This window comes from Shewanella sp. 6_MG-2023, assembly GCF_030547195.1.
Taxonomy (GTDB): domain Bacteria; phylum Pseudomonadota; class Gammaproteobacteria; order Enterobacterales; family Shewanellaceae; genus Shewanella.
The window spans coordinates 18,266-41,301 of the sequence record NZ_JAUOQU010000024.1; the positions used below are offsets into that span (position 1 = coordinate 18,266).

A 23,036-nucleotide genomic window follows, 5' to 3' on the forward strand; every position below is an offset into this window, starting at 1 on the left:
AATTATCAAAGATCTATAATTAGTTTCACCCTCTTTATCTACAAAACGAGCGGTGAACGGTAGCCGAAGAGTACAGGGCAAGATCACGAAGCTTTACCTTGTGCTAAGTTTTTTATCTTATACTTCTTTTTGATAACAAACCAAGTCAACCATGTCTAAGCTCAATTTATTCAAGTACTTTGTAGCCTTCATTGCATTTTGACCTTATAACTCTTTATTAAAAACGACGTATACTCCCTCAAAAGTAGCAACCAACTCATCCGCACAAAATAGATTGCAGGCTATTTGAACACGACCTTTTCCCTTGCGTTGAAACGCACGATGAAACCGAGACCACGCCGTAAGGTTGTCATATTTACATACTGCTGTTACATCTTTGCTGGCGGGTTTCAAGTATCGAATGCTATTTTTTTGAATAACAATTTGATGTTTTTTACCCTCCAGCTGGGCATAAACTAAAGACCAACCTGCCAAAATACCAACAACAGACAAGCTGCCGCCAAACACCGTATTCATGTGGTTTGTATTCATTCTCAATGGTGCAGTAATCTCGATATTTTTGCTGCTACAAGTATTCACACCGATACCGAGAGACTTTGATACTGGTATATGATGATGAAGGTAGACTTCAAGCTCTCTATGTTTCATATAGACCGTTGCCTTTTTTAGACCGCCAAAATATTGCAAAAGTCCGTTTTAGAGGGATGCAGGAATTACATTTTAGCTAATTCAGTTAATACTTGCTTATACGTATCCACTGATTGGGCTCCAGAAATAGCGCTCTCGCGATTGAATACAACTGTTGGAACACCTGATATACCCGCTTGTTTCCATTTCTGTTCCAGCGACTGGACATGACTTCGCATATTATCGTCATCTAGGCATTGCATTGCTTCGTCAACATTAATACCAAGACTTTGCAACTCTTGCTCGAGGGTACTCTTGCTGGATATATCTTTTTGCTCGCTATAAAACGAAGCAAATAACCGGTTTTTAAGCTCGGTTTGCTTGCCTACACTTTTTGCATGCTCCAGAAGAATATGAGCATCAAGGGTATTTACAGCTTTTAGCCCGTCAAAGTAGTCGAATTTAAACCCAACGTCTTCTCCAAGCTCTGTCATCTCTTTTCTGAAACGAATGCTATCTTCTAATGTAGTACCGTACTTCCTTTTAAGGTGGGCACGTAGGTCTTCACCTTCAAGCGGCATATCTGGATTTAACTGAAAAGGTTGCCACTCAATCTCAATGCGATCTTCTATCCCAAGCTCTTTTATCGCGGTATTTAAACGCTTATAACCGATAATACACCAAGGACAAATCACATCTGACACTATATCCAATTTGATTTTCTTATTCATATTTAACTCTTTTTTATCAAGCGTTTAGCTTCAATTTTATTTCATTAAATAACACTAAGCTGAATCCAAATTGTTTATTATTCGGTATCCTGCTCATTTTCACCGTAGAGAGTTGCGGTTCTATATTTTTTGCTCACAAAGCTGAATTGTTGGAACGGTATTAGTGAAGTTCGGTACATCAGCTTTTATCTTCTCTGCATTTGGGCCAAATGCCGTTTGAAATGACTCTATAGATTCAAATGAAATTGTACTAATCGCCACATATGCCGCTGCTTCACCAGGAACAACACTTGTTAGCCCTGCATCTACTGTCGCCCCTTTTAGTGCGTCTCCCAGAAGCTCTCCTATCATAGGAACATGTTTGTTGCAGTAGTAATCAAAATCAAAAATCACATCATCGTTATTTGGGTATATTACGTATACTTTAATCATTGCTTTTTCCCTTTTTCTTTCACTAAAGTTTTAAACTGTTGGGGGTTACATTTTGTTCTTGGGCATTGCTTTTCCAATCATTGATTCACCCATTATTGCCTGCTTTTGGTGGGAGATGATCCCAGAAAGAATAGCGGTCATTCGATTACGTTTACCTGGAACCACAACTGCTTTTCTACCCAAACCATTGATAGCTATTTCTGCTACTTCCGCAGGATCTTTTGCAACCATAGGTAGTTTTGACCAGTCAACACCATTATCAGCAGTCATCGGTGTAGTTGTTAACCCAGGAGAAAGAACCGTTACATCAATACCTTTGGGTTTAAGTTCGCCATGAAGAGATGCACCTAGCTGAAGAACATAGGCTTTGGTACCTGCATAATTTGAAAAATATGGGGAAACCATATGACCAGAAAGACTTGATACCATTAAAATACCGCCTCTTTTTCTTTCGATCATCGCTGGTGTAAAGTGGTGAGTCAGTTGCAATACAGAGGTAACGTTAAGCTGTATCATCTTCAACTCTTGCTCTAGAGATGATTTAGCAAACGAACCATTAACTTCAATACCAGCGGCTAGTACAAGTAGCCCAATACTTTTGTCAATTTGCTTAACTTTTTCGACGCCTTCTGACGTACTTAAGTCAGCAGAAACTGTCATTGCTTTAATTCCGTAGCGTTCCGTAAGCAACGTAGCTTGCTCTTCAAGCTCTTTTTCTCGACGAGCGACCAAAACAACGTTCAATCCTTTTGCCGCAATCTGGCTTGCCATTTCTGCGCCAATGCCTGATGTTGCCCCTGTGATAAGTGCCCAATCACCATATTTTTCTTTAAAGCTGATACCCATAATTCGTTACCTTTCTCTGTGTTTAGTTGATGGGGTAACTATATGGAATTTGGAGGTACAGAGCTCTCCATAAAAGTTCAAAAATTGCTCACATTAGTTCAAACGAGCCAACCTGAATAGAAAGGTTAAAATGCGGTGGTGTCAAGTTAAACGAAATTGAGAAGGGGATAGGCCTGTTTGTCCTTTAAAGGCACGGTTAAACGTGGAAACCGACTCGAAACCCGTTTCAAAAACGATGTCGGAGATACGTAAGCTATTATCTTTCAGTAACACTTTAGCTTTGTTGATTTTTAATTTGCTAATGTATTTTATTGGGGGTTCTGAATACACCTCTTTAAACTTACGTTTAAAAGTAGAAACACTCATATGACACAGTGCTGCCAACTCATCCACACTCAGATCCGCATACAGATTACTTTGGATAATATCTTCAAATTTGGCAAAGTTAGGTTTAAACATAGAAGCAAGAAAATCGAGTTCAGAAGGTGCGCCGGTTCTTTTCGCCATAAGAATGACAAATTCACGTAGTTTGCTCTCGATAAGCAAATCATCCGCCAACTCTGGAGAATCCAGCAATATACTGATGCTATCACGATAGTGCTCTAGCAATTTGTCCACTTCAACCTGCAAAATATTATAATCGACCCTGTATTTTGACTGGCTAATATCAAAGTTAAACAGTGACTGAAATATTTCAGGATAGAGAAGGATACCAATCGCTTCACCTGCACCTTCATCATTATGATAGCTAGTGTTTTCATAAAAGTAGTTAGTGCATTTTGCCAGTATTCCGCAGTTTTTGTTCAATGAAGCAGATTCTGTCTGTTCCCTGACGTTAAAATCGCCATTTGTGACAAACGCAAAACACGCTTCACTGTCTACAAATACGCGCGGCATACGTTTGAAACTGGGTATATCTTGTTTTTGAAAAACAATACGTCCATTATATTTTATTGTTTTCATTTAAAGGCACCATTCAATAGTATTGCGATAAGGATAAAGCAGTCTACCTGCTCGATTAACTAATTGGCTCAACTAGAATCGTGTTGCTACGGTGCTGCATTCATAATCATTAGACATCTAAAACTCGACAACAAAACTAAAGCTCGAGAATAGCCTACGCATAATCTATTTTTCAAATGTACTCAATACAAGCATGAATACGTGTATAGATCGAGCGAGAGATTCATGTGGTCTTTGCCCTCTTGATTGAACTTTGAGTCCTTGACGAAACGTAAGGAAATAGTCGGTCAAATGCTCCGCATCTATACCATCAATAAGTCGTTCTGTTTTCTCATATTGAGTAAAAAATGCCAGTGTTGCAATACGACCTTGTTCAAACTTCTTAATAACATACTCATAGAGGGCTGGTTCGTTTGATTTTAATTCAACAATACTGTTTGTAATTAAGCAGCCGTAAGTGAGTAGATCATTCTCTGGATTTAAGAACTCACTATCAAATAAATATTGAAGATTCTCTGATATTAATTTATCTGAGTCGAGTTTCCTGAGTACCACAGACATGTGATGCTCAACATAGAAATCTACTATACATTTAAACACGGTTTCTTTGTTGCCAAACGCGTTGTAAATACTGGTTTTAGTTAATCCTGTAACGGTCGATAATTGATCCACCTTAGTCGACGCATAACCATGCTGCCAAAAATATTTGGCCATAACTCCAAGCACTTCTATCTCGTCAAACTGTCTTTTCTTTGCCATTTATCTATACAACTACATAAAATTCTTATTGACACCTATTGTACTAGTTAGTACATTAATTGCAAATGTACTAACTGGTACAATTAAACAAAACAATGAGGAACAAACGATGTTTTCAGCTATAGCACTATCACTACTTGGATTTGCCTCAACGGTGATTGGAAGTTTGCATTACTTTCTAAAAGTAAAAAAGAACAAGCCTCCCAAAAATCCTATCATCCTTATGCTAGCACTTGCGGCAGGTGTCCTTTTGGGGCTAGGTGCAATTATCAGTGGGATTATAAATATGCATTGGAGCTTTGTTTTCGTTGTCTTAATGTCCAGCTTTTCCATATTTCTTGGTGGTAAATTCATTTGGGTATTCAGTCAAAAAGATACTCCTCTAGGTGATATTAAAGTTGTAATTGGAGATAAGTTCCCACAATTCGAATCAACAACATATGACAACGAGATTTATTCGGCTGATGACATAAAAAATCAACGCGTTCTACTCAAGTTTTACCGAGGTGCTTGGTGTCCATACTGTAGTGCTGAATTAAAAATGTTTAACGATATGAAACCGACCCTAGATCGATATGGCGTTAAGGTCGTTGCGTTGTCGGGAGATACGGCAGAACAAGCAAAAATGCACATCGAACGAGATAGTTTAGATTTTCTTCTTTTGTCAGACCCAGAACTCAAAGTAGTTAAACAATACGGCGTTGAACACCACAAGGCTTTAGGGGCTGACTCGTCTAAAACAAAAACAGTATTAGGGCTGCCATTTCCTACTTCATTTGAATACAAATCAATGTCTATCCCAACATCGGTCTTAATTGATGAACATGGTGTCATCCAATGGATAGATCAGTCTGAAGACTATCGACTAAGAGCAAGCGAAGAACGATTAACTCAAGCCTTACGTAACGCTTTCACCATTAATAAATAATAAACCGAGAGAATTATTATGTTTAACTACCACAATATTGAAACAGCACCAGAAGCTTCAAAGCAAATGATGGAGCAATCTAAAAAATCACTTGGTTTAATTCCAAATTTACATAAAGTGCTAGCAGATGCTCCCGCAACTTATCAAGCTTATTTGAAGACTTATGAGTTATTCACGCAAAGTACACTATTCAGTCCACTCGAAGCTCAAGTGGTTCTGATGACCTCAAACTTTGAAAACAACTGTCACTATTGCGTTCCTGGTCATACGTGGATCATGAAATCAGCTAATATGCCAGAAAGCATTATTGAAGCACTACGGGAAGGAAATGAGTTACCTGATGTCAAACTACAAGCGTTGCATGTCTTTACTAAAGAGCTACTAGATAATCGTGGTCATATAGGTGATGAAAAGTTGCAGAACTTTCTAACGGTAGGATACACTGAGCGGCATGCACTTGAAGTGTTGACAGGCTTAGCTTGCAAACTCATTTCAAATTTCACCAATGCATTATCTCATACACCAGTTGATGCCCCATTAAAGGCTTTTGACTGGACTCACCCTTCAGAGAGGTAAGATCAATCTGAAGAGAGTATCTACTGATACTCTCTTTTAATGGCCGTGTATTTTCATAAGTATATGTGTTGTGGATTAGTAAATTTGGCCACATAGTCAGAACTCTAGGCATAAAGAAAAGTAAGTCAAATTACGAATCTTTAGTATAGCCTCATTCCTGCTCTAGCTTGTTATGGGGCAGAAACGTGTCAGCCTTGATACCAGACCCTGACACACTTCGGGGCATAAATAAGCTAGGTATGCTCTAAAAAAGTGGCCAAATTCACCATACCACTGCATAGGAAACCATGACGGTGAGAAAAGCTAAGATACCAACGCATCGAAATATCTTAAAATTAGCAATTGATTCTAGTAGCAGTTTAAATTTTTGCATAGATCCTTTATTTTTCCTAGTCATTAAATATCCTTATTATTTATGGCGTTAGGATTTTATCTATTCTATTCACAATTAATAAAAATGGTCTACACTTTATCGACATATTAAAAACAAGGAATGTTTTATGTTGTATTTAACCCGCCTGAAAGATGAATCTGTTGTGCTCTCTGGGGTGCATGATGCCCATGGCAATCTATTAGATGATATTGAAATCGTGATATTGCCTAATGATAAAGTGGGCATTAGTGCTGATAAAAAAATTACCATTCTGCGAAAAGAGCTAGTGCAGCGATACTTCCAAGATGGAACTCAGAAAGTCTTGCAAAAATAATAGAATTAACTACCATAACTGTATATAAGTACAGTAGTGTTGGTTATGAAGATTATTCCTATATACGCAAGTGCTGGTATTACAGGCTTTGAAAGCCCTGCGGCAGAATATAAGCAATCACCCTTATGCCTTGATGATTTACTAATAGAGCACCCAAGCGCGACGTTTATAGGTCAAGCTAAGGGCGAGTCTATGCAGGGAGTCGGCATCTTTGATGGCGATATTCTTGTGGTTGATAGGCAGTTAACCGTTAAAAATAATGATGTGATCGTCGGTTGTTATAACGGTGAATTTGTTTGCAAAATTATTGATACTCACAATCAGCAGCTGCTGTCAGCAAATACTGATTATGAGCCTGCCTTAATAACTACCAGTGAAATGTTTACGATCGAAGGGGTGGTAGCACGTTCAATAAGATGCCACCGACCGGCTAAGTTTCTATAGAATTTTTGTCATGTAAACGTTTTGGGTAAAGCTCAGTATAAACTTGCCATAGCGTATTAATATTTCTATGGCCTGTCACTTGAGCTACTTCATCAATGGTGTAGCCTTTTTCAAATAACCGGCTGTGTAGTGGTCAAGAAATATTGGCCACAGTCAGAGAGTTTGTTCAAAATGGTGACCTCCTATAAATAAAGCCTATACATCAAAAGGTGAGTTGAAAGTAGATACCACCTTTTCTCTAAAGCCACCTAATATTTCAAAAGATAGCGATTGCTCCCAAGTGAGGTCTCGATTGTTAGGTGGCGTTAAAATAGGTAATTGTGATTCATTTTTGTGTGGTGTACTAAACCTAACTTTATGCTCAGCTTGAAATGGGGTGCTAGCTCGTATTATCTCGCTTCTCCCCTGCTCTGCGGAGACAGTAACAGTTTCGGATTCCCTGAATATAACCGGTACATCAGGTATTTCTTCAGCGATACGATTTGCAAATTCTATAAGCTTTGGTGCTGCAAAAGTATATAGCCAAGCCTCCTGATTGATAGCCTTGTTTACTCGTAATATCCTACCGAGTACTTGCCTAAAATAGAGTTCGGTTTTAACTCTGCTTAGGTGGCAACACACCTGCAAGCGTGGGATATCAGTGCCTTCGCTGATCATACCTACACTGACTATCCAGTTCTTTGTGCTATTCCTGAATTCGTTGATTTTATGCGAAGGCAGATCTTCTTTATAGGTAACTATTTCGGCAGTTTGCCCATATTCACTTCTGAGCATATTTAGAATATATGCGGCGTGCTCTATCGAAGATGCAACGACAAGTCCAGCAGCATTCGGGTTATGCAGTCTAATGTCGTCGAGCTTGTTAGTCGCCAACGTTAAGGCATGCCGAATGGCTATATCATTTTTAATGATCGATTGGTAAGTAACTAATGAACCTTTGAATAGAGCCTCTAGGCTATTGAACGTCTTAGTTTCATTTTCTTCGTCAGTAACCGCAATCCTTTCATTATCAATTAATACAATCTTTGGGCCTCGGCATACACCATCAGCAACAGCGTCCCTTAATCCGTAGATATAATCACACTGTATTTGATTGTCTGGATCTGTATAACGAGATAAAGCTATCGGTGCTTGATCTGAGCGCCATGGAGTGCCAGTTAACGCTAAAGTATATTCGGCTTGGCTTTGAATATTCAATAAGATCTCTTCCCCCCAGGCGTTAGCATCTTCAAGAGAACTGCCAGAGCAATGATGGATCTCGTCAAATATCACGAGTACCCGATTTTGTTTTAACAGTTGCCAGAAATCTTCTTTGAAAGACAACATGCTTTGATACGTATAGGAGCAACCAACGGCACCTATGACACCATCGAAACGACATTCTAAAAGCCTCGAAAATGTATGCTTAATACCTTGCGATATATTTATCGAAGGTGAAAAGCAAAGTACAAAATCGATAAGGTCTTGCTCAAGTAGCTGAGCAGCGACTTCTGAAGCCATAATCGTCTTACCTGCCCCAGGAGTTGCTAAACAAAGGAAGTGCTTATGTTTGGCACTAAAGTGCTCTAGAGCGCGATTAACGCACTCTGATTGCCATTGTCTTAGATGCATTAAGGTTACTTTTGTTGATGAGCGAGAACAGATTTAATCGCTTTGATTTGGCCGAGTAGTTTTGAGCTATTTTCACGGGCTTGTAAATACTGGGATTCAAGGTGCGCTTTCATCTCAGGGAAGGATTGATACAACCGCATATATTCTTCTGACTCGCCTATGCTAGTGAGTAAATCAACTTCAGATTCTTTAAGGCGTTTTTCAAGCTGCTGGACAGCGAGACGAGTACTTGCATTAATCAACTCGGGTTTATTAACCTTTCTTTCAGTTCTTTCAGTTCTTTCAGTTCTTTCAGTGATAAAACTCGCTTCATGAAACAAATCCGACTTCTGATACGTAACTCTTTTAGAGTTTTTCGTTCCTTTTTTTGACAATAGACCTTTCTTAACTAGTCTCAGAATTTGTCTGTACACAAACTTGCGAACCTCTACGGAATCCTTATTAGTAGGAGATATAGCTAAATATGCATCACGTAATTGAGATACACGGAAATTGTTAAAGCTCTCATCCTGGAGAATAGTATGCAACCTTGTGCATATTTTCATTGAAATTTTCGACATTACTTTCTCGCAAGAGGTAGTGGTTCACTGTCTTAAGCTCTTTGTAATGAGCTTTAAACTAAATACGGATTATAATCCGTGGCTTTATAAGCCGCAACTTTGGATAGTCTTTATCTTTAACGAGATGAAAAATGAAAGACTTAGCTATCCAATTTGGAGCAAAATTGCGTGATAAGCGCAAAACACTAGGCATTTCTCAGGATAAATTGGCATTACTAGCAGAGATTGACCGCAGTTATGCAGGACGAATAGAGCGCGGTGAAGTAAATATCACCCTCGAAAAAGCCTATCAGTTAGCAGAGGTTTTGGGGTGTGATGTAAGGGAGCTGCTTCCTTAGTTCAAAAAACAATTTGTGTAACGTATTAAAATTACAATAGTTGTCATTATGGAAGTTTTTACTCTAATTGTGGCATAGTGATTTTAGGTACTGATTTGTTGTTGAACGCATTTTTGATCGTGATAATAATCTGAAATAATTCACGATGAGTCACACTGATTAAATCGTTTTTGCCCCATTCCGTGCTAGCACGCTTAACCTCACAAACCACAGCGAGGCTGTTTGTCCTACTTTTTCTAATGCCATCACTCACGCCAAGACAATTGCATTGAGCGGTCAATAAACTACGGTGTTTTGGAAGGATGTGAAACCAATTAATCCAAGGTGGCTCTAGGAATGTCTCGATTTAATCGCCATATACAGTAAGTATCTGCTTACACTGTGATTTATTCTGCTCTTTATCAATAGAAAGTGTAATGATTTAACTTGCAAAGTAAATCTTAGTACTATATGTTGTGCTTATTGATCGGCAAGGCACTATATATAGTGCTATCACTTTCAAAAAATTGAGGGGACATATGAGCATTCAAGCAAAATTTATTAAGTTTCACGATAAGATTAAGATAAGCCGTGAAGATAGCGAGTACAAAGATGCTCGTGAAAAGGATGACAGTATCTTAAAGGCTATTAAAAGTACCTTGAAGGACGAAGGCTACCCAGTAATAGAAGATTTTCTTCAAGGGTCTATGTCAACAGCCACAGGGGTCAAGAATCCGGATGAAGATTTCGACATTGATAGAGCTATAGTGATTGCTTTTGATGGTTCACCAGATGACCCTATCATAGTTAAAGAAATCGTTCTGAAAGTACTAGAAGACCGAGGCTTCAAAAACGCCAAGATTAAAAAGCCATGCGTAACCGCCGACTACGCTGCTAAAAATCTACATATCGACATCCCGGTTTATCGGGAGCAAAACGGTGATTATGAGTTAGCTGTAGGCAAAAAGAACTCTAGCGAAGGCAATAAGGAATGGTCTGGCTCGGATCCTAAAGGGCTAAAGGACTGGGTAAATGACTCTTCAACTCACCTCGGTTCAGCGAGTAAAAAGCTTGGGCAATATAAGCGTATCGTTAGGTACCTTAAGCGCTGGCGAGATCACAAATTTAGTACAGATGTAGCTAAGAAAGTTTTTTCCATCGGCTTAACCGTGATGGCAAAAGAGCAATTTTCGCCAAGCTTGGATGATAGTGATAAAGCTAACGATTTAGTTGCACTTCGAAACACAGTAAATGCCATGTTGAGTGGTGGTTATTTTAGTGATCAAGGTGACGATCTTTATAAGGTGACGGTTTATTTACCCAAATCACCATGGAAAGATATCTTTGTTGGTAGCAGTTTAAATACCGGAACTCAGTTCTATAACAAGCTGAAGTCGTTAAGAGATAAGTTAGATAAAGCTATAGATGAAACAGATTTGGTTAAGCGGTGCAAGATACTGAACCAAGTGTTTGGCAATGATTTTGAAGTACCTAGTAGTTCATCCAATATTAAAAAGGCTGCATACGCAACAGCCGGAGCCTCGGGTACATCGCAGGGGGCCTAATGATAGCATCTGAGGAAATTGTCGAGCATTTGATCAGTAGAGGCTTTGATTGCAAAGCACAGGATTTAAATGGGGCTGGCGTTATTACAGTCAGCCTTGAAATTGCAGGAAAAAAAATAGATCTGATACATTTTATAACATCAGAGATCACTCACTTACCTGTTTTTTTGCTTATAAATCCGCGCGATATAGGGCATCTGGCGCATGTCCTAATTTTCAAAATTGCTGACGTTGAGTATGGCAGTATCTGTGTCAATGATAAGGATTCTGTTTCAGTAAACTTCAATATGCCATTGCTGGCGATTGAGGAGTCTCTTAATCGCCACATAGGTATTTTGAATAGAGCGGTTACTGACCCCGACTGGAACCGGAAAGAGCTGTTACGAGAGTTCAAGTCTTGCTGGTTAAATATTTGTGATTTTGATGAAAGACCCGTACTTCTTACTAATGATAGCGGGGCACTGGAAGAGATAGATGTTTATAAGCCTGTAAAAAATTTTAAGTTTGGTGTTAGATCTTACTATTTGGCGCAATCTGAAAGTACTGATCTAGCAGCTGCGGCGAAAGTTTACTGGCAGGATAGTTCAGGAAGAAATCTTGCTGGTAAAGCTGTAGTTTTGCCTCTAACTGAAATTGAGCCAGCACCGTTAGAAAGAGAGCAGCTTACAACTTGGTATTTAGCTGTCTTGTTGAAACAAGAACCTGACCTTCTCAAAAAGTTGAGTGATAATTATGGGAGGTGGAAGACTCATGAGTACTGGATTGTTTTCAATGCTCAAGTACCTTCAGGAACGGTCTGGTTTTGCTTATATTTCAAAAGTAGAAAAGGTAAAAAGCATTCTCTGCCGTTAACTGAAACTCAGCTAAGACACTGGAAGATTAAGGCTGTTCCTATAAGGCTTTTTAATAAAGGAGCTGTGCTGCCAAGAGGTGGTGCAAATTTAGATTTAGCGACAAGCAAGGTTGCCTTGATTGGAGCTGGATCTGTTGGGAGCGAGATAGCACACAAGCTTTCTGCGGCCGGGGTTCAAAACTTAGATATCTATGACAATGATATTTATCAGATAGATAACTTATACCGGCATATCTTACCTGAGGAGTATTTAAATCTAGAGAAGTCTTATGGCCTCAGTTACCACCTAGCTCGTCAGTTCTTATGGTCCAAAGCTGTTCCCTCCAAAAAGAAACTACTGGAACTCAGAAACTCTCAGTTGATTAGCTCTTATGATTTGATTGTTATAGCCATTGGTAGCCCAACTCATGAGCGACTTTTTAAAGAGTATCTTTTGGAAAAAGGCATAAAAGTTCCGGTCATTAACACTTGGCTTGAAGGTTTTGGTGTAGGTGGGCATGCTGTATTAGATATGCCGGATAGCGCTGGTTGCTTACTTTGCGCCTATGTTTGCCCTGATATGTTGACCAGAGGGCTTAACTCTAACCTTAACTTCATCGAGCCAAACCAAGACGTCACAATTAACATGTCTGGTTGTGGTGAGCAGTTTATTTCCTATAGCGCTATTTGCTCTGCGCAAACGGCTCTAATTGCGAGTGATTTGGCTATCAAATGCCTGGAAGGGAAGATTACTGCTAGTTCAAAAGTTAGTTGGAAAGGCAGTGAACATGATGCTGTGTCTCATGGAGTATCGCTGACTAATAGGTTCTATCAATTTAGTGACTCTTTGCAGGTTAAATCTCTGATTCATGAGGATTGTGATGTCTGTAACTGATGAAGATATCTTGTTTGTCGGTTCAAGTGTCGAACTACGAGTTAACAAGCAGGTCTATGAATGTTGGCTGGAACACCGCCAAATCAAGCGAAAGGATACAGAACAGTTTGGGGCGTTGATTGGTTCACGAGCTGAAGGTGAATGCAAGATTTGGATTGACAGGTGTACAACACCAAAGAAAAAAGATATTAGCCAGCGAGCAAGGTTTGTGATGAGAGACCCATTTCATCAACAGGCAATAGACAAAGCATTTGAACAATCAAATGGTGAGCTGGGCTATATTGGAACTTGGCATACGCACCCACAATGTGTACCAGAACCCTCATCTATTGATTTGAATGACTGGGCTCAATGTACGTTGCGAAATCCTGACAGGAAACTTGTGTTTGTAATAGTGGGTAATGAGCAGGTAAACGTTTACATTAACATTAACGGTAATTTAGAAATAGCAAAGAGGAACATTGATGGGTAACAAGGCAGATCAATTCTGTAATCAAGCGGCAAGCTCGCCATTAGATTCGATGGATACTTTTTATCAGTATCTCGACAATCTGCGAAATTTGGTTAGTTGGAACCGTGTAGGGATTTTAACTGACGAAGGTGATAGGAATACCATCATTTTGCTAATGTTAAGCGAAGAATTGACTGCCACAATGCGCCTTTGCTTTGAGCCAAGTCTGATTAAGTCTTGTATAAATACCTTATCTGGTGAATCTGAAATAGTCACTTACAGATGTATTCAAGGTTATGCAATAACGCGCGATGATTTAACCAATTTATCTAGTATAGCAAGTATCTGGGTGAAAGCCGAGGCACAGAGCACTGAGCTAACACAAGATGATTTAGAATCGTTGTTCACTCGTTTTGAAGGAGAAAGGAAAAAAACGGGCCGTGGTCCAGATTTCACAAAAGGCACCAAGGAGACCGTTTGGCGGGATAGTTTTGGTCGTTGCATATTTACTGGGTGCGGTGAAAAGCTTGATTACGATGAGGTTTCAGGTACTTCAGGCAACTATGCATACTTGGCTCACAATGTTGCATCGTCTGAAAAAGGCGCAAGAGGAATTACCGAGTTATCAGAGAAACTGTCAAATGATCCGAGCAATGTATTGCTTTTATGTGATAAACACCATCGGTTAATTGATAAGGTTGCCGCTAGTGACTATCCAGCATCGTCACTATCTGCGATGAGGAAGGAATTCGGTCTTGTCGCAAATAGTTTATTGGATGGCTTGAAGTACCAACCAATCCCAGTTTACGCTGTATTGTGGCCTGTAAATTCTCAAACAGTTTCTCCCCCTTCTTACCTTCAAGTCGCCAACAGCCTTTCTAGAATAAAAAGAAGGATGCACCAGCAGATCAACATATTAAGTCATAATGAAGAGCTTTTGGTTGAATCACCAGATTTATTTTGGGGTCTAATGCCGAAAATCATTCAGGCTTCCGCCGATAAGATTATCCAACAAACCAAAGAGTTTGGATTTAATGCTGCGTTGTTTGGGTTTGGACCAACTTCAGCGCTTATTGGTTTCGGCGCAAAAATTGGGAACAAGAATGCGGTTACTCCGATGCTTAGATTTAGAGAATCTGGTAGTTGGTCATGGCCTGCAATAGATCCTGTCGGTGAGTTTTATGAAGTGGTTGGGTTTGATAAATTAGAAAAAGGAACTGATTTTGTAATAACTATTGCCTTAACGGCTGAACCAGAAAGTTTAGTTGAAGCTTCTAATTCAGTTTGTGTGAAGACTGGAGCCGAAATGATTACAATTCGCGCGAAGGAACAGTTTATGGGCAATGGTGCAGTATCGCATCCAGATGACGGAAAGGCTTTTACTGCTGTTCTTCAGTCAATGTTTCATACTCTCAAATCAGAGTATGGTGCACAAACTATCCATTTGTTTCCTTGTGCATCAAACGCTGCATCAGTGTTTATTGGACAAGCATATGATGTACACCACCCTAGGGTGGTTGTATATGATTTTGACAGTGGAACGATGGTGCCAAGAATATGTTTAGAAAGTGAGAACCACAAGTGTTCCATATCATCAATTTAATACTGTTGCTGAACCTGTCCTATAAAATAGCAAGATCGTGGGTGCCCCCAGTGTCAGGATAGTTGTTCAGATCTTAAAGTGATTTGTACCAATTAAACTGAACACTTTACGACGCGATTTTATGATACAAAAAGTTATCTATATTTCTCTAATTTAAGTGGTTACTCTAAGAAGGTTCTGTCCAAAAACGAGTTACGAAGGTACTTTTACCTTACCATCATTACTCAGGATACTTTGGCAAAGTGATGGTTTCACGCATTGAGGCAATCGCCTTACCAAGCCTACAAAAAAGAAATTTGATATAGCAGTCATTTTAAATTTGATATTATTTTGTAAAGAATAACTGGTGTGAATTTGTATGAATTTCAGCTAACAAAGCACTAAGTTTACAAATCTTACTCTTTTCGTAAAGCAAAATTTGGAAGATAAACCGTTGTAAACCACGGCACTAGGTCAATTGCACTCACTCACCCACTGAGTTGAATTTATTTTTGGTAAATATAAAATGACTACAAAGATAAGGTTTACCCAGAAGATTAATCATCTAATGCTATCTTTTTAGTACTTTTTATTAGAGCATCTCTACGAACCATTGCCTTCCAATTGGCAATGGTTAAACTGTTAAATACCATCCTGTAAATACAATCCCGCGCCCAAATCAGTTAATACTTTTGCATTAAAAAAATGTTAATACTGTGATCTATTTTGCTATCATTATAAGCTAATGATACTTGCAGCTATCCGTCATAACCTTTACAGCTAATTCATCTAAATACTCAATGCGTAGCAAGAATTATTTGTGGTTTGAAGCACAACATTTAGAAAAGGACATTTCGTGACACAGAAAGACACAGCTTGGGTTGAATACGCTAAAGCAATAGGCATCATGTTAGTGGTGTATGGACATGTAGCCCGTGGCATTTATCATTCGGGCATAGACTTACCCGTTCCTTTTTACAAACTTGCTGATAGCCTAGTTTATAGTTTTCACATGCCGCTTTTTTTCTTTTTATCAGGGTTATTCTTTGTTACATCATTACAAAAAAGAGGACCGAAAAAATTAGTTTTCAGTAAAATTGATACTATCTTTTACCCCTACTTATTGTGGTCAATGTTACAAGGTTCATTAGAAGTACTTTTACCTAGCTACACCAATGGAAGTCCCTCTTTTACTGACGTCCTTTCACTGTTGTGGGCCCCTAGAGCACATTTTTGGTTCTTATATGCTTTATTGTTAATCTTTGCATTATCGACGCTAGCATATCGTTTATTACCACAACGCTTCAGCGCTGTATTTGGCATTTTCAGCATTATAATGTACTTAACTAGCTCGATGATTTCAGATGATAAAATAATCAATTATATTACTGAAAACACAGCTTTTTTCGCGCTAGGAATTATTTTTTCACTGCATATAAAAACGCAGTGGCTTGATAGCAAATTAGCCCTTGTCGGATTATTTTTGGCTTTCATATTAGGGCAATGGATATTTCACGGTTATCTGTCATTAGAATATCGTGATAGAGGTATACAGTCTTTGTTACTGGCTATAATTTCAATTGGTTTTATCGTTTCTTTATCTATTCATCTGGCAAAATTTAACCTAAGTTTTTTTGCTTATTTAGGTCGCTATTCAATGGCAATATATCTGATGCATGTTGTTGCGGGCGGAGCCGCTAGAGCACTACTAAGTCAACTAGGCATACACTCTTTTATCGAACAGCTTGTTATCGGTTTTATCTTTGCCCTGTTAGCACCGCTGGCTGTTTTAGTGCTGATTAATAAACTAAAAATACCTTATATGTTTTCAGCACCATTGTGTTCTTGCTTAGCTAACATATTTGCTAAAGCTGCAAAACTTACCCATAAAAAGAAGCAAACAGGTACTTAGTTTGACCAAGTCAAATTTAAGGCACAAAAAAGCCGCTATAAGCGGTTTTTTGTGAATATTTTCAGCAAGTTTTAAAACATTGATACAAAAAATGCGCTGAAACATACTGCGATTACTACTGAGGTACCAAGAGCCATTTTTAGTTCTGTTGTCATTATCTTGTCTCCAAATGAATATAAGTTAATTTTAGCTTTTAATAATTATTTTCCTATTGTTTAACAACAAAACTGTGAACTAAAACGTAAATTTTAACCTGAAATCAATTTTATATCTCAGATGAAAATTTGTTATGCTTGAACAGTTACTTACATACATTCAATTATAGAGAATATTATGTCACAACTTCTTCATACCATGATCCGTGTCGGCAACCTTGACCGTAGCATTGAGTTTTATACCCAAGTTATGGGGATGAAATTATTACGAAAATCAGAAAACAAGCAATATCAATATACCCTCGCCTTTGTCGGTTATGGGGATGAGTCAACTGGACAAGCTGTAGTTGAATTAACTTATAACTGGGGTACTGAGAGCTACGATTTGGGTACAGGTTTTGGGCATTTAGCTATTGGCGAAGAAGACATATACGCCCGCTGTGAAGCCATTGCAGCTGCTGGCGCCAATATCACTCGCGCACCAGGCCCTGTTGCAGGTGGAAGCACCGAAATTGCCTTTGTAGAAGACCCAGATGGTTACAAAATAGAACTCATCCAAATGAAGTCAGCGACTCAGGGCTTAGGTTAAAAATCAGCAAAAAATTAGCTTAATGGTTAGAATAACTATCTAACTAAGATTGTCACTTGGTGACAATACAAAAAGCCAGCGTTAGCTGGCTTTTTATTGGATTCATATAAGTTTTAATTGCTTAGAACTTAAATGATACACCTGCGTAGATTTGACGACCAATGGTGTCATACACTTCAGGAACTGTACCTGCATCGTTTTCACTTGGGATCATCAGTGGCTCTTCATCGGTTAAGTTTTTCACACCAATGTTAGCTGAGACTGCGTCGCTGAAGAAATACGTTGCCGAAACATTGTGGTAAAGAATTGAATCAATCGGAGCATCCGTGTTGATGTCATTCATTTCGCCAATATAACGGTTCGAATACATTACACTCCAATCACCTTGTCTAGCACTTATGTTGAAGTTGTTTTTGTATTCAGCGTAACCACCGAACATACCACCAATTGTACCAGTGTAATTTTGGCCATCTTGCTCAAACTTAATCAAGTGAGTCAGATCGTTATTGATTTTCCAATCCAAACCAAATGCTTCAAAGCTGTATGCTAAGTTAAAATCAATACCTGATGTATCTTGATAACCAACGTTCGTTAGTGGGTTACTTAGGTCAGATAAATCACCATTAGCGCCAATATTAAAAGTTTCACAAGCACTTACATCACCAGCAAAACAGTTATTTAGACCTGCTTGAACGTCTAAACGAGAAATCGCGTTATCAATCTTAAATCTCCACCAGTCAAGTGTGATAGATAGACCATCAACATAGCTTGGTGAGTAAACTAAACCAGCAGTATAGGATTCTGACGACTCAGCATCTAAGTTTTCATCTGAGGTGTAGTTAACTAAAATTTGGTCATCTAACTCATTACCCCAAGGATCATCTAGGTAGTCGAATGAACCTGAGTTACCACCAAATAATTCGCTGACACTTGGCGCACGGAAACCAGTAGCAGCTACTGTACGAAGCATTAAATCATCGGTCGCCTCATAAGTTAAGCCCACTTTCCAAGTTGCAGCACTACCAAAAGTAGAGTAATCATCATAACGAAGTGCAAACTCACCAGTTAATTTTTCAGTGAAAGGAACACTGACTTCTTGGTAAACAGAGAATACATCAAAGCTGCCATCAGTTGGATCTTGCTGCGCTGCAGTACCTTCACCAGCAATAATTACTGGATCTGGATTGTAATAACCACTTTCATGACGGTACTCTACACCGATTGCGAAAGCCACTGCACCAGCATCTAAATCAAATGCTTCACCGCTGATCACACCAGCAATAACATGTTGATCGTTACCGCCATCAGTTTGCTCTGTGTAGCTAACGGCATCAATCATCTCTTGGCTCATAGGATCGCCACCAAACCATGCATCTTGATTCGCATTGATTGATTTTATCATGTTGCCTTGGTGAATTGAATTATGTACCCAAGTATCAGCTTTGTTACTGCCGTAGGTATAAGACACATCCCAGTCCATACCGGTATTAATATCTAAATAACCGGCTAGACCAGCAGATACACGTAGGGTATCTGTTTCTTGTTCATAAACACGATTACCAACATCATTCATACGTTTACGGTAGTTGATCATGCCGTCTTCATCAGCAGCAACGCCACCAGCAATCATTGCATCGTCTAATGTAATACAGTCATCTTGCTTAATATTGCCTTCACAAACTTTTAAATCTAAGTTAGCTGGTTGAGCTGCCATCATTTGATTAGATTTACGTTTAGTGTAGAGGATATCACCGCTTAAAATCATGTCATTTGAGAATTCGTGATTACCATTAGCAAAAAAACTGTAACGTTTATTTGGCGTTTGTAACCAGCTATCTTGGGTGAAATCGTATCCGTATTCACGATCGCCCCATTCGCCAGTCTCAGGGTTAATTTGTTTGCCACCTAAAGTGCCTTCAGGAATAAAAGAGCTATCACCCTTAGCAACCCAATCACGATCGCCCTGCATTACACCTTTACGCTCTGAGTAAGCTAAACCAAAAGTCACGTTACCTTTGCCGGTATCAAAACCATATAATGCACTTAGCTCTAGGTTCTCGCCATCACCTTTGTCAGTTGCACCGCCATTGATATCAAACTGGAAACCTTCAAAGTCTTTTTTAGTAATGATGTTAACAACACCAGCAATAGCATCTGAACCATATACTGCTGATGCGCCATCTTTTAAGATTTCAACACGAGCAATCATTGCAACTGGAATAGTGTTCAAATCGACTGCACTGTCTGCGCCAGATCCTGAGTTCACCATACGACGACCATTTAACAGTACTAATGTTCTGTTTGAACCCATACCACGTAAATCAACTTGCGCTACACCATCAGATCCGTTGTTGGTGGTCGCACCTGCAGCCATACCGGCCATAGCAGGTTGAGATTGTAGAATTTCATCTACAGAGTTATAACCTTCCGCTTTGATAGCACTGGCGTCAATCGTGGTGACAGGCGATGCTGTTTCCATATCTTGACGTTGAATACGGGAGCCCGTTACTGCAATTCTTTCTACGTTAGCAGATTCTTCTGCTGCGTAAGCACTTACCGAAACGGCTGAAGCAGCTGAAACTGACGCTAATAACGCGACGTTTACGCTGTTTGATAATTTAGATCTTTTAAGCATTTGTAGCTCCCTGGTGATATCTTTTCTTATTCTATGTACGCAATTAAATAAGTATTTAAATTTGCGTTGAACTAGATACTGTATAACCAGAGATATTTCGTCAAACCACTAACCTTTAACTTTTGACCGTTATCTTGTTAATAACTTACAAGTGCAAGTGTTAACACTAATAAGTAGCTATCGCGCTAAAATAGAATTTATTTTACTTAGCAGTGAATAACACTGCCAATAACCATCAAATAAAGTGTTATCATCTAGTGCAAAAATAACATTTTTAATACTTATCAAAACGAATATATGTGACAATGATCACACAATATTATTGAAGCTTGCGCCATATAAAATTTATTTAGTCAGTTTTTATTCAGTTTAAGATCTGTTTAGGATCTAAAACACTGTAACCCGCACCAGTACTGGGTCTTTATAGAATTATTAACTGTGGTTATTATTTAAACAAGTATATTTATAACAATGAAAGGTAATTTTATCTGTAGGATTGTTTGTATGGCTCAATTAAATAGCATTAGGTTTTAACAAGTACAACACAAGCAGGTGTTAGGTTATTACAATTTAACAATTGAGTATTATGCCATCCGGTATGTTTTATTTTTAATCATTTATAAATGTTACAATTCGTCGATAAGTTAATAATGAATATTTATTCAATACTGCACCATTATTTATAAGTAAAAAAAAAGGAAAGCCTTAGCTTTCCATTTTTTATTACAACAAATTAAACTGCTGGTTTTATGATATCAAAGTGCAGATATGCTCTATCTGTTGCAATTCGGCCACGTGGTGTTCTTTGTATAAAGCCTTGTTGGATTAAAAATGGCTCTAATACATCCTCAATGGTTTCTCTGTCCTCACCAATAGCTGCGGCAAGGTTATCTAAACCCACTGGCCCGCCCATGAACTTATCAATGATGGCTAATAATAATTTTCTGTCTAGATAATCAAAGCCTTCTAAATCAACATCAAGTAAATCCAGCGCTTTTTGTGCGACCTCTGCAGTTACAAAGCCATCATGCTTTACTTCAGCGTAATCGCGAACACGTCTTAACAAACGATTAGCGATACGAGGTGTTCCCCTTGAGCGTTTTGCAATTTCAAAGGCGCCCTGCTCATCGATGGGTAATTCCATGACTTTGGCTGAGCGAGTCACAATGGTACAAAGATCTTTTACGTTATAAAACTCAAGACGCAGTGGAATACCAAAACGGGCGCGCAAAGGCGACGTTAACGCCCCTGCTCGGGTGGTGGCGCCAATTAGAGTAAAGGGTGGTAAATCCAGTTTAATGGAACGTGCTGCAGGTCCTTCACCAATCATAATATCTAATTGATAATCTTCCATTGCAGGATAGAGAATTTCTTCCACTACTGGGCTTAAGCGGTGTATTTCATCGATAAATAGCACATCACCATGTTCAAGGTTTGTCAGTAGTGCAGCGAGATCGCCCGCTTTTTCAAGTACAGGTCCTGAAGTAGACTTAATATTTACACCCATTTCATTGGCAACAATCATCGCCAGCGTAGTTTTACCTAAACCTGGAGGGCCAAAAATCAACATATGATCTAAGGCCTCTTCACGTTTAAGCGCTGCCTCTATAAACACTTTAAGCTGGGCGCGAGTATCATCTTGACCTGTATAGTCTTCAAGCATTTTAGGGCGCATCGCCCTATCAATATGTACTTCTTGCTCAAATTCTTGTGGTTGTATTAAGCGATCTGCTTCTATCATTTATATCTCTTTAATTAAGCAATTAAATACCGGAGTTAAAGCATCGATTTTAGCGCGGCTTTAATTAATACTTCGCTGGTCATGCCGTCTGAATAAGCTGTTATAACCGCTTTACTCGCTTGCGCGGGTTTGTAGCCTAATGATACTAGTGCGGCAATAGCATCTTCTTCGGCATTGTTTTCAACCACTGCAGGTTGATAGTTAGTTTGCAATGCAAACTCACGCTCGGAGCCAACGGAAGCTTCGAGTAAACTTTTCAGTTTATCGCGCATTTCAATAACTAAGCGTTCTGCAGTTTTTTTACCGACACCGGGAAGTTTTACTAAGGTCACGATATCATCACGCTCAACACAATTAACAAACTCGCCAGCGGTCATACCTGACAAAATGGTAAGCGCCAGTTTAGGGCCGACACCATTGGTTTTTATTAATAAGCGAAATAACGCCCGCTCTTGCTTAGTAATAAAACCATAAAGTAATTGCGCATCCTCACGTACCACAAAGTGGGTGTATAGCATTGCGGTATGGTTTAATTCCGGTAACTCGTAAAAACTGGTCATTGGTACCTGTAACTCGTAACCAACGCCATTAACATCAAGTACAATTTCTGGGGCCTGTTTCTCAACCACCAATCCGCATAATCTTCCAATCATTTGTATCTTCCATATGTGCGGCTTTGAGCTTTTCCACCCAGCGCAATTAAACTTTGATAAGTGTGGTAGTGACAAATAGCAACGCCAAGTGCATCAGCAGCATCAGCTTGAGGCGCAGCAGGCAATTTAAAAATTTGCTGGATCATATGCTGAACTTGCGCTTTTTGCGCGCGCCCCGTCCCCACAACAGCACTTTTAATTTGGGTTGCACTGTATTCAGCAACCGGCAAATTAGCATTCATGGCCGCCACAATGGCGGCGCCGCGTGCTTGCCCAAGCTTTAGAGCCGAATCGGCATTTTTTGCCATAAAAACCCGTTCAATGGCAAATTGATCCGGCTGGTATTGCTTGATGATTTCTGTAATGCCATCAAAAACTTGTTTTAATCGAGTCGGCAAATCATCTGCTGAGGTTCGAATACAGCCACTGCCTAAATACAGTTGTTGTCTGCCTTGGCACTTGATGACGCCGTATCCGGTAATTCGTGAACCAGGATCAATGCCTAATATTGTTGTCACGGTTTTA

23 protein-coding genes and 1 pseudogene are annotated in these 23,036 nt (G+C 39.2%); 11 read left to right on the top strand and 13 right to left on the bottom strand.

The annotated features are described in order from the left end of the window. Positions 1-204: 204 nt before the first annotated feature. From Q4533_RS14135 to Q4533_RS14160, 6 genes are all read right to left on the bottom strand, one after another. On the bottom strand, positions 205-648 hold the full coding sequence (locus Q4533_RS14135) for a YiiD C-terminal domain-containing protein (protein WP_082419996.1): 444 nt from the start codon (positions 646-648) through the stop codon (positions 205-207). A gap of 65 nt (positions 649-713) precedes the next feature. Continuing rightward, positions 714-1,358 (bottom strand): DsbA family oxidoreductase, encoded by a 645-nt coding sequence (locus Q4533_RS14140; RefSeq protein WP_055024797.1) that lies wholly within the window; start codon positions 1,356-1,358, stop codon positions 714-716. Between the two features lie 120 nt (positions 1,359-1,478). Further along, positions 1,479-1,790 carry an EthD family reductase gene (locus tag Q4533_RS14145; RefSeq protein ID WP_055024798.1) on the bottom strand — a complete coding sequence of 104 codons (312 nt, stop codon included), beginning with the start codon at positions 1,788-1,790 and terminating at the stop codon, positions 1,479-1,481. Between the two features lie 45 nt (positions 1,791-1,835). Then, positions 1,836-2,636, bottom strand: coding sequence for an SDR family oxidoreductase (locus Q4533_RS14150; protein ID WP_055024799.1), 801 nt, complete (start codon positions 2,634-2,636; stop codon positions 1,836-1,838). Between the two features lie 141 nt (positions 2,637-2,777). Beyond that, a complete protein-coding gene (locus tag Q4533_RS14155) occupies positions 2,778-3,599 on the bottom strand; it encodes an AraC family transcriptional regulator (protein ID WP_198589623.1) in 822 nt (273 codons plus the stop codon). Positions 3,600-3,764: 165 nt separating this feature from the next. Further along, positions 3,765-4,358: a TetR/AcrR family transcriptional regulator gene (locus tag Q4533_RS14160; protein ID WP_055024800.1), complete on the bottom strand. Its 594-nt coding sequence runs from the start codon at positions 4,356-4,358 to the stop codon at positions 3,765-3,767. A 109-nt stretch (positions 4,359-4,467) separates the two neighbouring features. Between Q4533_RS14160 and Q4533_RS14165 the strand changes: the two genes are divergently transcribed. The 4 genes from Q4533_RS14165 to Q4533_RS14180 all read left to right on the top strand — a co-directional run bounded on the left by Q4533_RS14165 (position 4,468) and on the right by Q4533_RS14180 (position 7,013). After that, entirely contained in the window at positions 4,468-5,286 is an 819-nt protein-coding gene (locus Q4533_RS14165; protein ID WP_055024801.1) for a peroxiredoxin family protein, read from the top strand. A gap of 18 nt (positions 5,287-5,304) precedes the next feature. Continuing rightward, the gene (locus tag Q4533_RS14170; protein WP_055024802.1) at positions 5,305-5,862 is read left to right on the top strand and encodes a carboxymuconolactone decarboxylase family protein; all 558 of its coding nucleotides are present in this window, start codon (positions 5,305-5,307) and stop codon (positions 5,860-5,862) included. Positions 5,863-6,362: 500 nt separating this feature from the next. Next, the gene (locus Q4533_RS14175) at positions 6,363-6,569 is read left to right on the top strand and encodes a carbon storage regulator (protein WP_102437136.1); all 207 of its coding nucleotides are present in this window, start codon (positions 6,363-6,365) and stop codon (positions 6,567-6,569) included. 45 nt (positions 6,570-6,614) lie between these two features. Further along, positions 6,615-7,013: a LexA family transcriptional regulator gene (locus tag Q4533_RS14180; RefSeq protein ID WP_303502974.1), complete on the top strand. Its 399-nt coding sequence runs from the start codon at positions 6,615-6,617 to the stop codon at positions 7,011-7,013. Here the strand turns inward: Q4533_RS14180 and Q4533_RS14185 are convergent. The 3 genes and pseudogenes from Q4533_RS14185 to Q4533_RS14195 all read right to left on the bottom strand — a co-directional run. Continuing rightward, positions 7,000-7,137 (bottom strand): annotated as a pseudogene (locus Q4533_RS14185) (site-specific integrase); the annotation flags it as partial. The gene Q4533_RS14180 and the pseudogene Q4533_RS14185 sit on opposite strands and share 14 nt — an antisense overlap. Positions 7,138-7,208: 71 nt before the next feature. After that, positions 7,209-8,624 (bottom strand): DEAD/DEAH box helicase, encoded by a 1,416-nt coding sequence (locus Q4533_RS14190; protein WP_303502975.1) that lies wholly within the window; start codon positions 8,622-8,624, stop codon positions 7,209-7,211. Between the two features lie 5 nt (positions 8,625-8,629). Then, complete coding sequence (locus tag Q4533_RS14195) at positions 8,630-9,184, bottom strand: response regulator (RefSeq protein ID WP_303502976.1); 555 nt, start codon at positions 9,182-9,184, stop codon at positions 8,630-8,632. 131 nt (positions 9,185-9,315) lie between these two features. Between Q4533_RS14195 and Q4533_RS14200 the strand changes: the two genes are divergently transcribed. The 7 genes from Q4533_RS14200 to gloA all read left to right on the top strand — a co-directional run bounded on the left by Q4533_RS14200 (position 9,316) and on the right by gloA (position 17,482). Beyond that, a complete protein-coding gene (locus Q4533_RS14200) occupies positions 9,316-9,522 on the top strand; it encodes a helix-turn-helix domain-containing protein (RefSeq protein WP_011638855.1) in 207 nt (68 codons plus the stop codon). A gap of 518 nt (positions 9,523-10,040) precedes the next feature. Next, positions 10,041-11,066, top strand: coding sequence for a nucleotidyltransferase (locus Q4533_RS14205; RefSeq protein WP_303502977.1), 1,026 nt, complete (start codon positions 10,041-10,043; stop codon positions 11,064-11,066). Beyond that, a complete protein-coding gene (locus Q4533_RS14210) occupies positions 11,066-12,793 on the top strand; it encodes a ThiF family adenylyltransferase (RefSeq protein ID WP_303502978.1) in 1,728 nt (575 codons plus the stop codon). Before Q4533_RS14205 ends, Q4533_RS14210 begins: the two co-directional genes overlap by 1 nt. After that, positions 12,780-13,265 (top strand): Mov34/MPN/PAD-1 family protein, encoded by a 486-nt coding sequence (locus Q4533_RS14215; RefSeq protein ID WP_303502979.1) that lies wholly within the window; start codon positions 12,780-12,782, stop codon positions 13,263-13,265. Before Q4533_RS14210 ends, Q4533_RS14215 begins: the two co-directional genes overlap by 14 nt. Beyond that, positions 13,258-14,847 (top strand): SAVED domain-containing protein, encoded by a 1,590-nt coding sequence (locus Q4533_RS14220; protein ID WP_303502980.1) that lies wholly within the window; start codon positions 13,258-13,260, stop codon positions 14,845-14,847. The genes Q4533_RS14215 and Q4533_RS14220 overlap by 8 nt, the downstream gene beginning before the upstream one ends. Positions 14,848-15,682: 835 nt before the next feature. Continuing rightward, positions 15,683-16,738 (top strand): acyltransferase family protein, encoded by a 1,056-nt coding sequence (locus Q4533_RS14225; RefSeq protein ID WP_303502981.1) that lies wholly within the window; start codon positions 15,683-15,685, stop codon positions 16,736-16,738. A 333-nt stretch (positions 16,739-17,071) separates the two neighbouring features. Continuing rightward, positions 17,072-17,482: a lactoylglutathione lyase gene (gene gloA, locus Q4533_RS14230; protein ID WP_102437219.1), complete on the top strand. Its 411-nt coding sequence runs from the start codon at positions 17,072-17,074 to the stop codon at positions 17,480-17,482. A 121-nt stretch (positions 17,483-17,603) separates the two neighbouring features. On the opposite strand, the gene Q4533_RS14235 is transcribed toward gloA, so the two are convergent. From Q4533_RS14235 to ruvC, 4 genes are all read right to left on the bottom strand, one after another. After that, on the bottom strand, positions 17,604-20,117 hold the full coding sequence (locus Q4533_RS14235; RefSeq protein ID WP_102437217.1) for a TonB-dependent siderophore receptor: 2,514 nt from the start codon (positions 20,115-20,117) through the stop codon (positions 17,604-17,606). Between the two features lie 733 nt (positions 20,118-20,850). Next, the gene (ruvB, locus tag Q4533_RS14240) at positions 20,851-21,858 is read right to left on the bottom strand and encodes a Holliday junction branch migration DNA helicase RuvB (protein WP_076536398.1); all 1,008 of its coding nucleotides are present in this window, start codon (positions 21,856-21,858) and stop codon (positions 20,851-20,853) included. A 35-nt stretch (positions 21,859-21,893) separates the two neighbouring features. After that, on the bottom strand, positions 21,894-22,511 hold the full coding sequence (gene ruvA / locus Q4533_RS14245) for a Holliday junction branch migration protein RuvA (protein ID WP_102437215.1): 618 nt from the start codon (positions 22,509-22,511) through the stop codon (positions 21,894-21,896). After that, positions 22,508-23,029, bottom strand: a complete 522-nt coding sequence (gene ruvC, locus Q4533_RS14250) for a crossover junction endodeoxyribonuclease RuvC (protein ID WP_102475520.1) — start codon at positions 23,027-23,029, stop codon at positions 22,508-22,510. Before ruvC ends, ruvA begins: the two co-directional genes overlap by 4 nt. Between the last annotated feature and the right edge of the window lie 7 nt (positions 23,030-23,036).

What these genes read in the sequence shown, in the direction of transcription:
- ruvB (WP_076536398.1), bottom strand. Translation starts at nt 21,858, where the DNA reads ATGATAGAAGCAGATCGCTTAATACAACCACAAGAATTTGAGCAAGAA.
- Q4533_RS14175 (WP_102437136.1), top strand. Translation starts at nt 6,363, where the DNA reads ATGTTGTATTTAACCCGCCTGAAAGATGAATCTGTTGTGCTCTCTGGG.
- Q4533_RS14170 (WP_055024802.1), top strand. Translation starts at nt 5,305, where the DNA reads ATGTTTAACTACCACAATATTGAAACAGCACCAGAAGCTTCAAAGCAA.
- Q4533_RS14155 (WP_198589623.1), bottom strand. Translation starts at nt 3,599, where the DNA reads ATGAAAACAATAAAATATAATGGACGTATTGTTTTTCAAAAACAAGAT.
- ruvA (WP_102437215.1), bottom strand. Translation starts at nt 22,511, where the DNA reads ATGATTGGAAGATTATGCGGATTGGTGGTTGAGAAACAGGCCCCAGAA.
- Q4533_RS14160 (WP_055024800.1), bottom strand. Translation starts at nt 4,358, where the DNA reads ATGGCAAAGAAAAGACAGTTTGACGAGATAGAAGTGCTTGGAGTTATG.
- Q4533_RS14195 (WP_303502976.1), bottom strand. Translation starts at nt 9,184, where the DNA reads ATGTCGAAAATTTCAATGAAAATATGCACAAGGTTGCATACTATTCTC.
- Q4533_RS14200 (WP_011638855.1), top strand. Translation starts at nt 9,316, where the DNA reads ATGAAAGACTTAGCTATCCAATTTGGAGCAAAATTGCGTGATAAGCGC.
- Q4533_RS14190 (WP_303502975.1), bottom strand. Translation starts at nt 8,624, where the DNA reads ATGCATCTAAGACAATGGCAATCAGAGTGCGTTAATCGCGCTCTAGAG.
- gloA (WP_102437219.1), top strand. Translation starts at nt 17,072, where the DNA reads ATGTCACAACTTCTTCATACCATGATCCGTGTCGGCAACCTTGACCGT.
- Q4533_RS14235 (WP_102437217.1), bottom strand. Translation starts at nt 20,117, where the DNA reads ATGCTTAAAAGATCTAAATTATCAAACAGCGTAAACGTCGCGTTATTA.
- Q4533_RS14220 (WP_303502980.1), top strand. Translation starts at nt 13,258, where the DNA reads ATGGGTAACAAGGCAGATCAATTCTGTAATCAAGCGGCAAGCTCGCCA.
- Q4533_RS14215 (WP_303502979.1), top strand. Translation starts at nt 12,780, where the DNA reads ATGTCTGTAACTGATGAAGATATCTTGTTTGTCGGTTCAAGTGTCGAA.
- Q4533_RS14140 (WP_055024797.1), bottom strand. Translation starts at nt 1,358, where the DNA reads ATGAATAAGAAAATCAAATTGGATATAGTGTCAGATGTGATTTGTCCT.
- Q4533_RS14150 (WP_055024799.1), bottom strand. Translation starts at nt 2,636, where the DNA reads ATGGGTATCAGCTTTAAAGAAAAATATGGTGATTGGGCACTTATCACA.
- Q4533_RS14135 (WP_082419996.1), bottom strand. Translation starts at nt 648, where the DNA reads ATGAAACATAGAGAGCTTGAAGTCTACCTTCATCATCATATACCAGTA.
- Q4533_RS14180 (WP_303502974.1), top strand. Translation starts at nt 6,615, where the DNA reads ATGAAGATTATTCCTATATACGCAAGTGCTGGTATTACAGGCTTTGAA.
- Q4533_RS14205 (WP_303502977.1), top strand. Translation starts at nt 10,041, where the DNA reads ATGAGCATTCAAGCAAAATTTATTAAGTTTCACGATAAGATTAAGATA.
- Q4533_RS14145 (WP_055024798.1), bottom strand. Translation starts at nt 1,790, where the DNA reads ATGATTAAAGTATACGTAATATACCCAAATAACGATGATGTGATTTTT.
- Q4533_RS14165 (WP_055024801.1), top strand. Translation starts at nt 4,468, where the DNA reads ATGTTTTCAGCTATAGCACTATCACTACTTGGATTTGCCTCAACGGTG.
- Q4533_RS14210 (WP_303502978.1), top strand. Translation starts at nt 11,066, where the DNA reads ATGATAGCATCTGAGGAAATTGTCGAGCATTTGATCAGTAGAGGCTTT.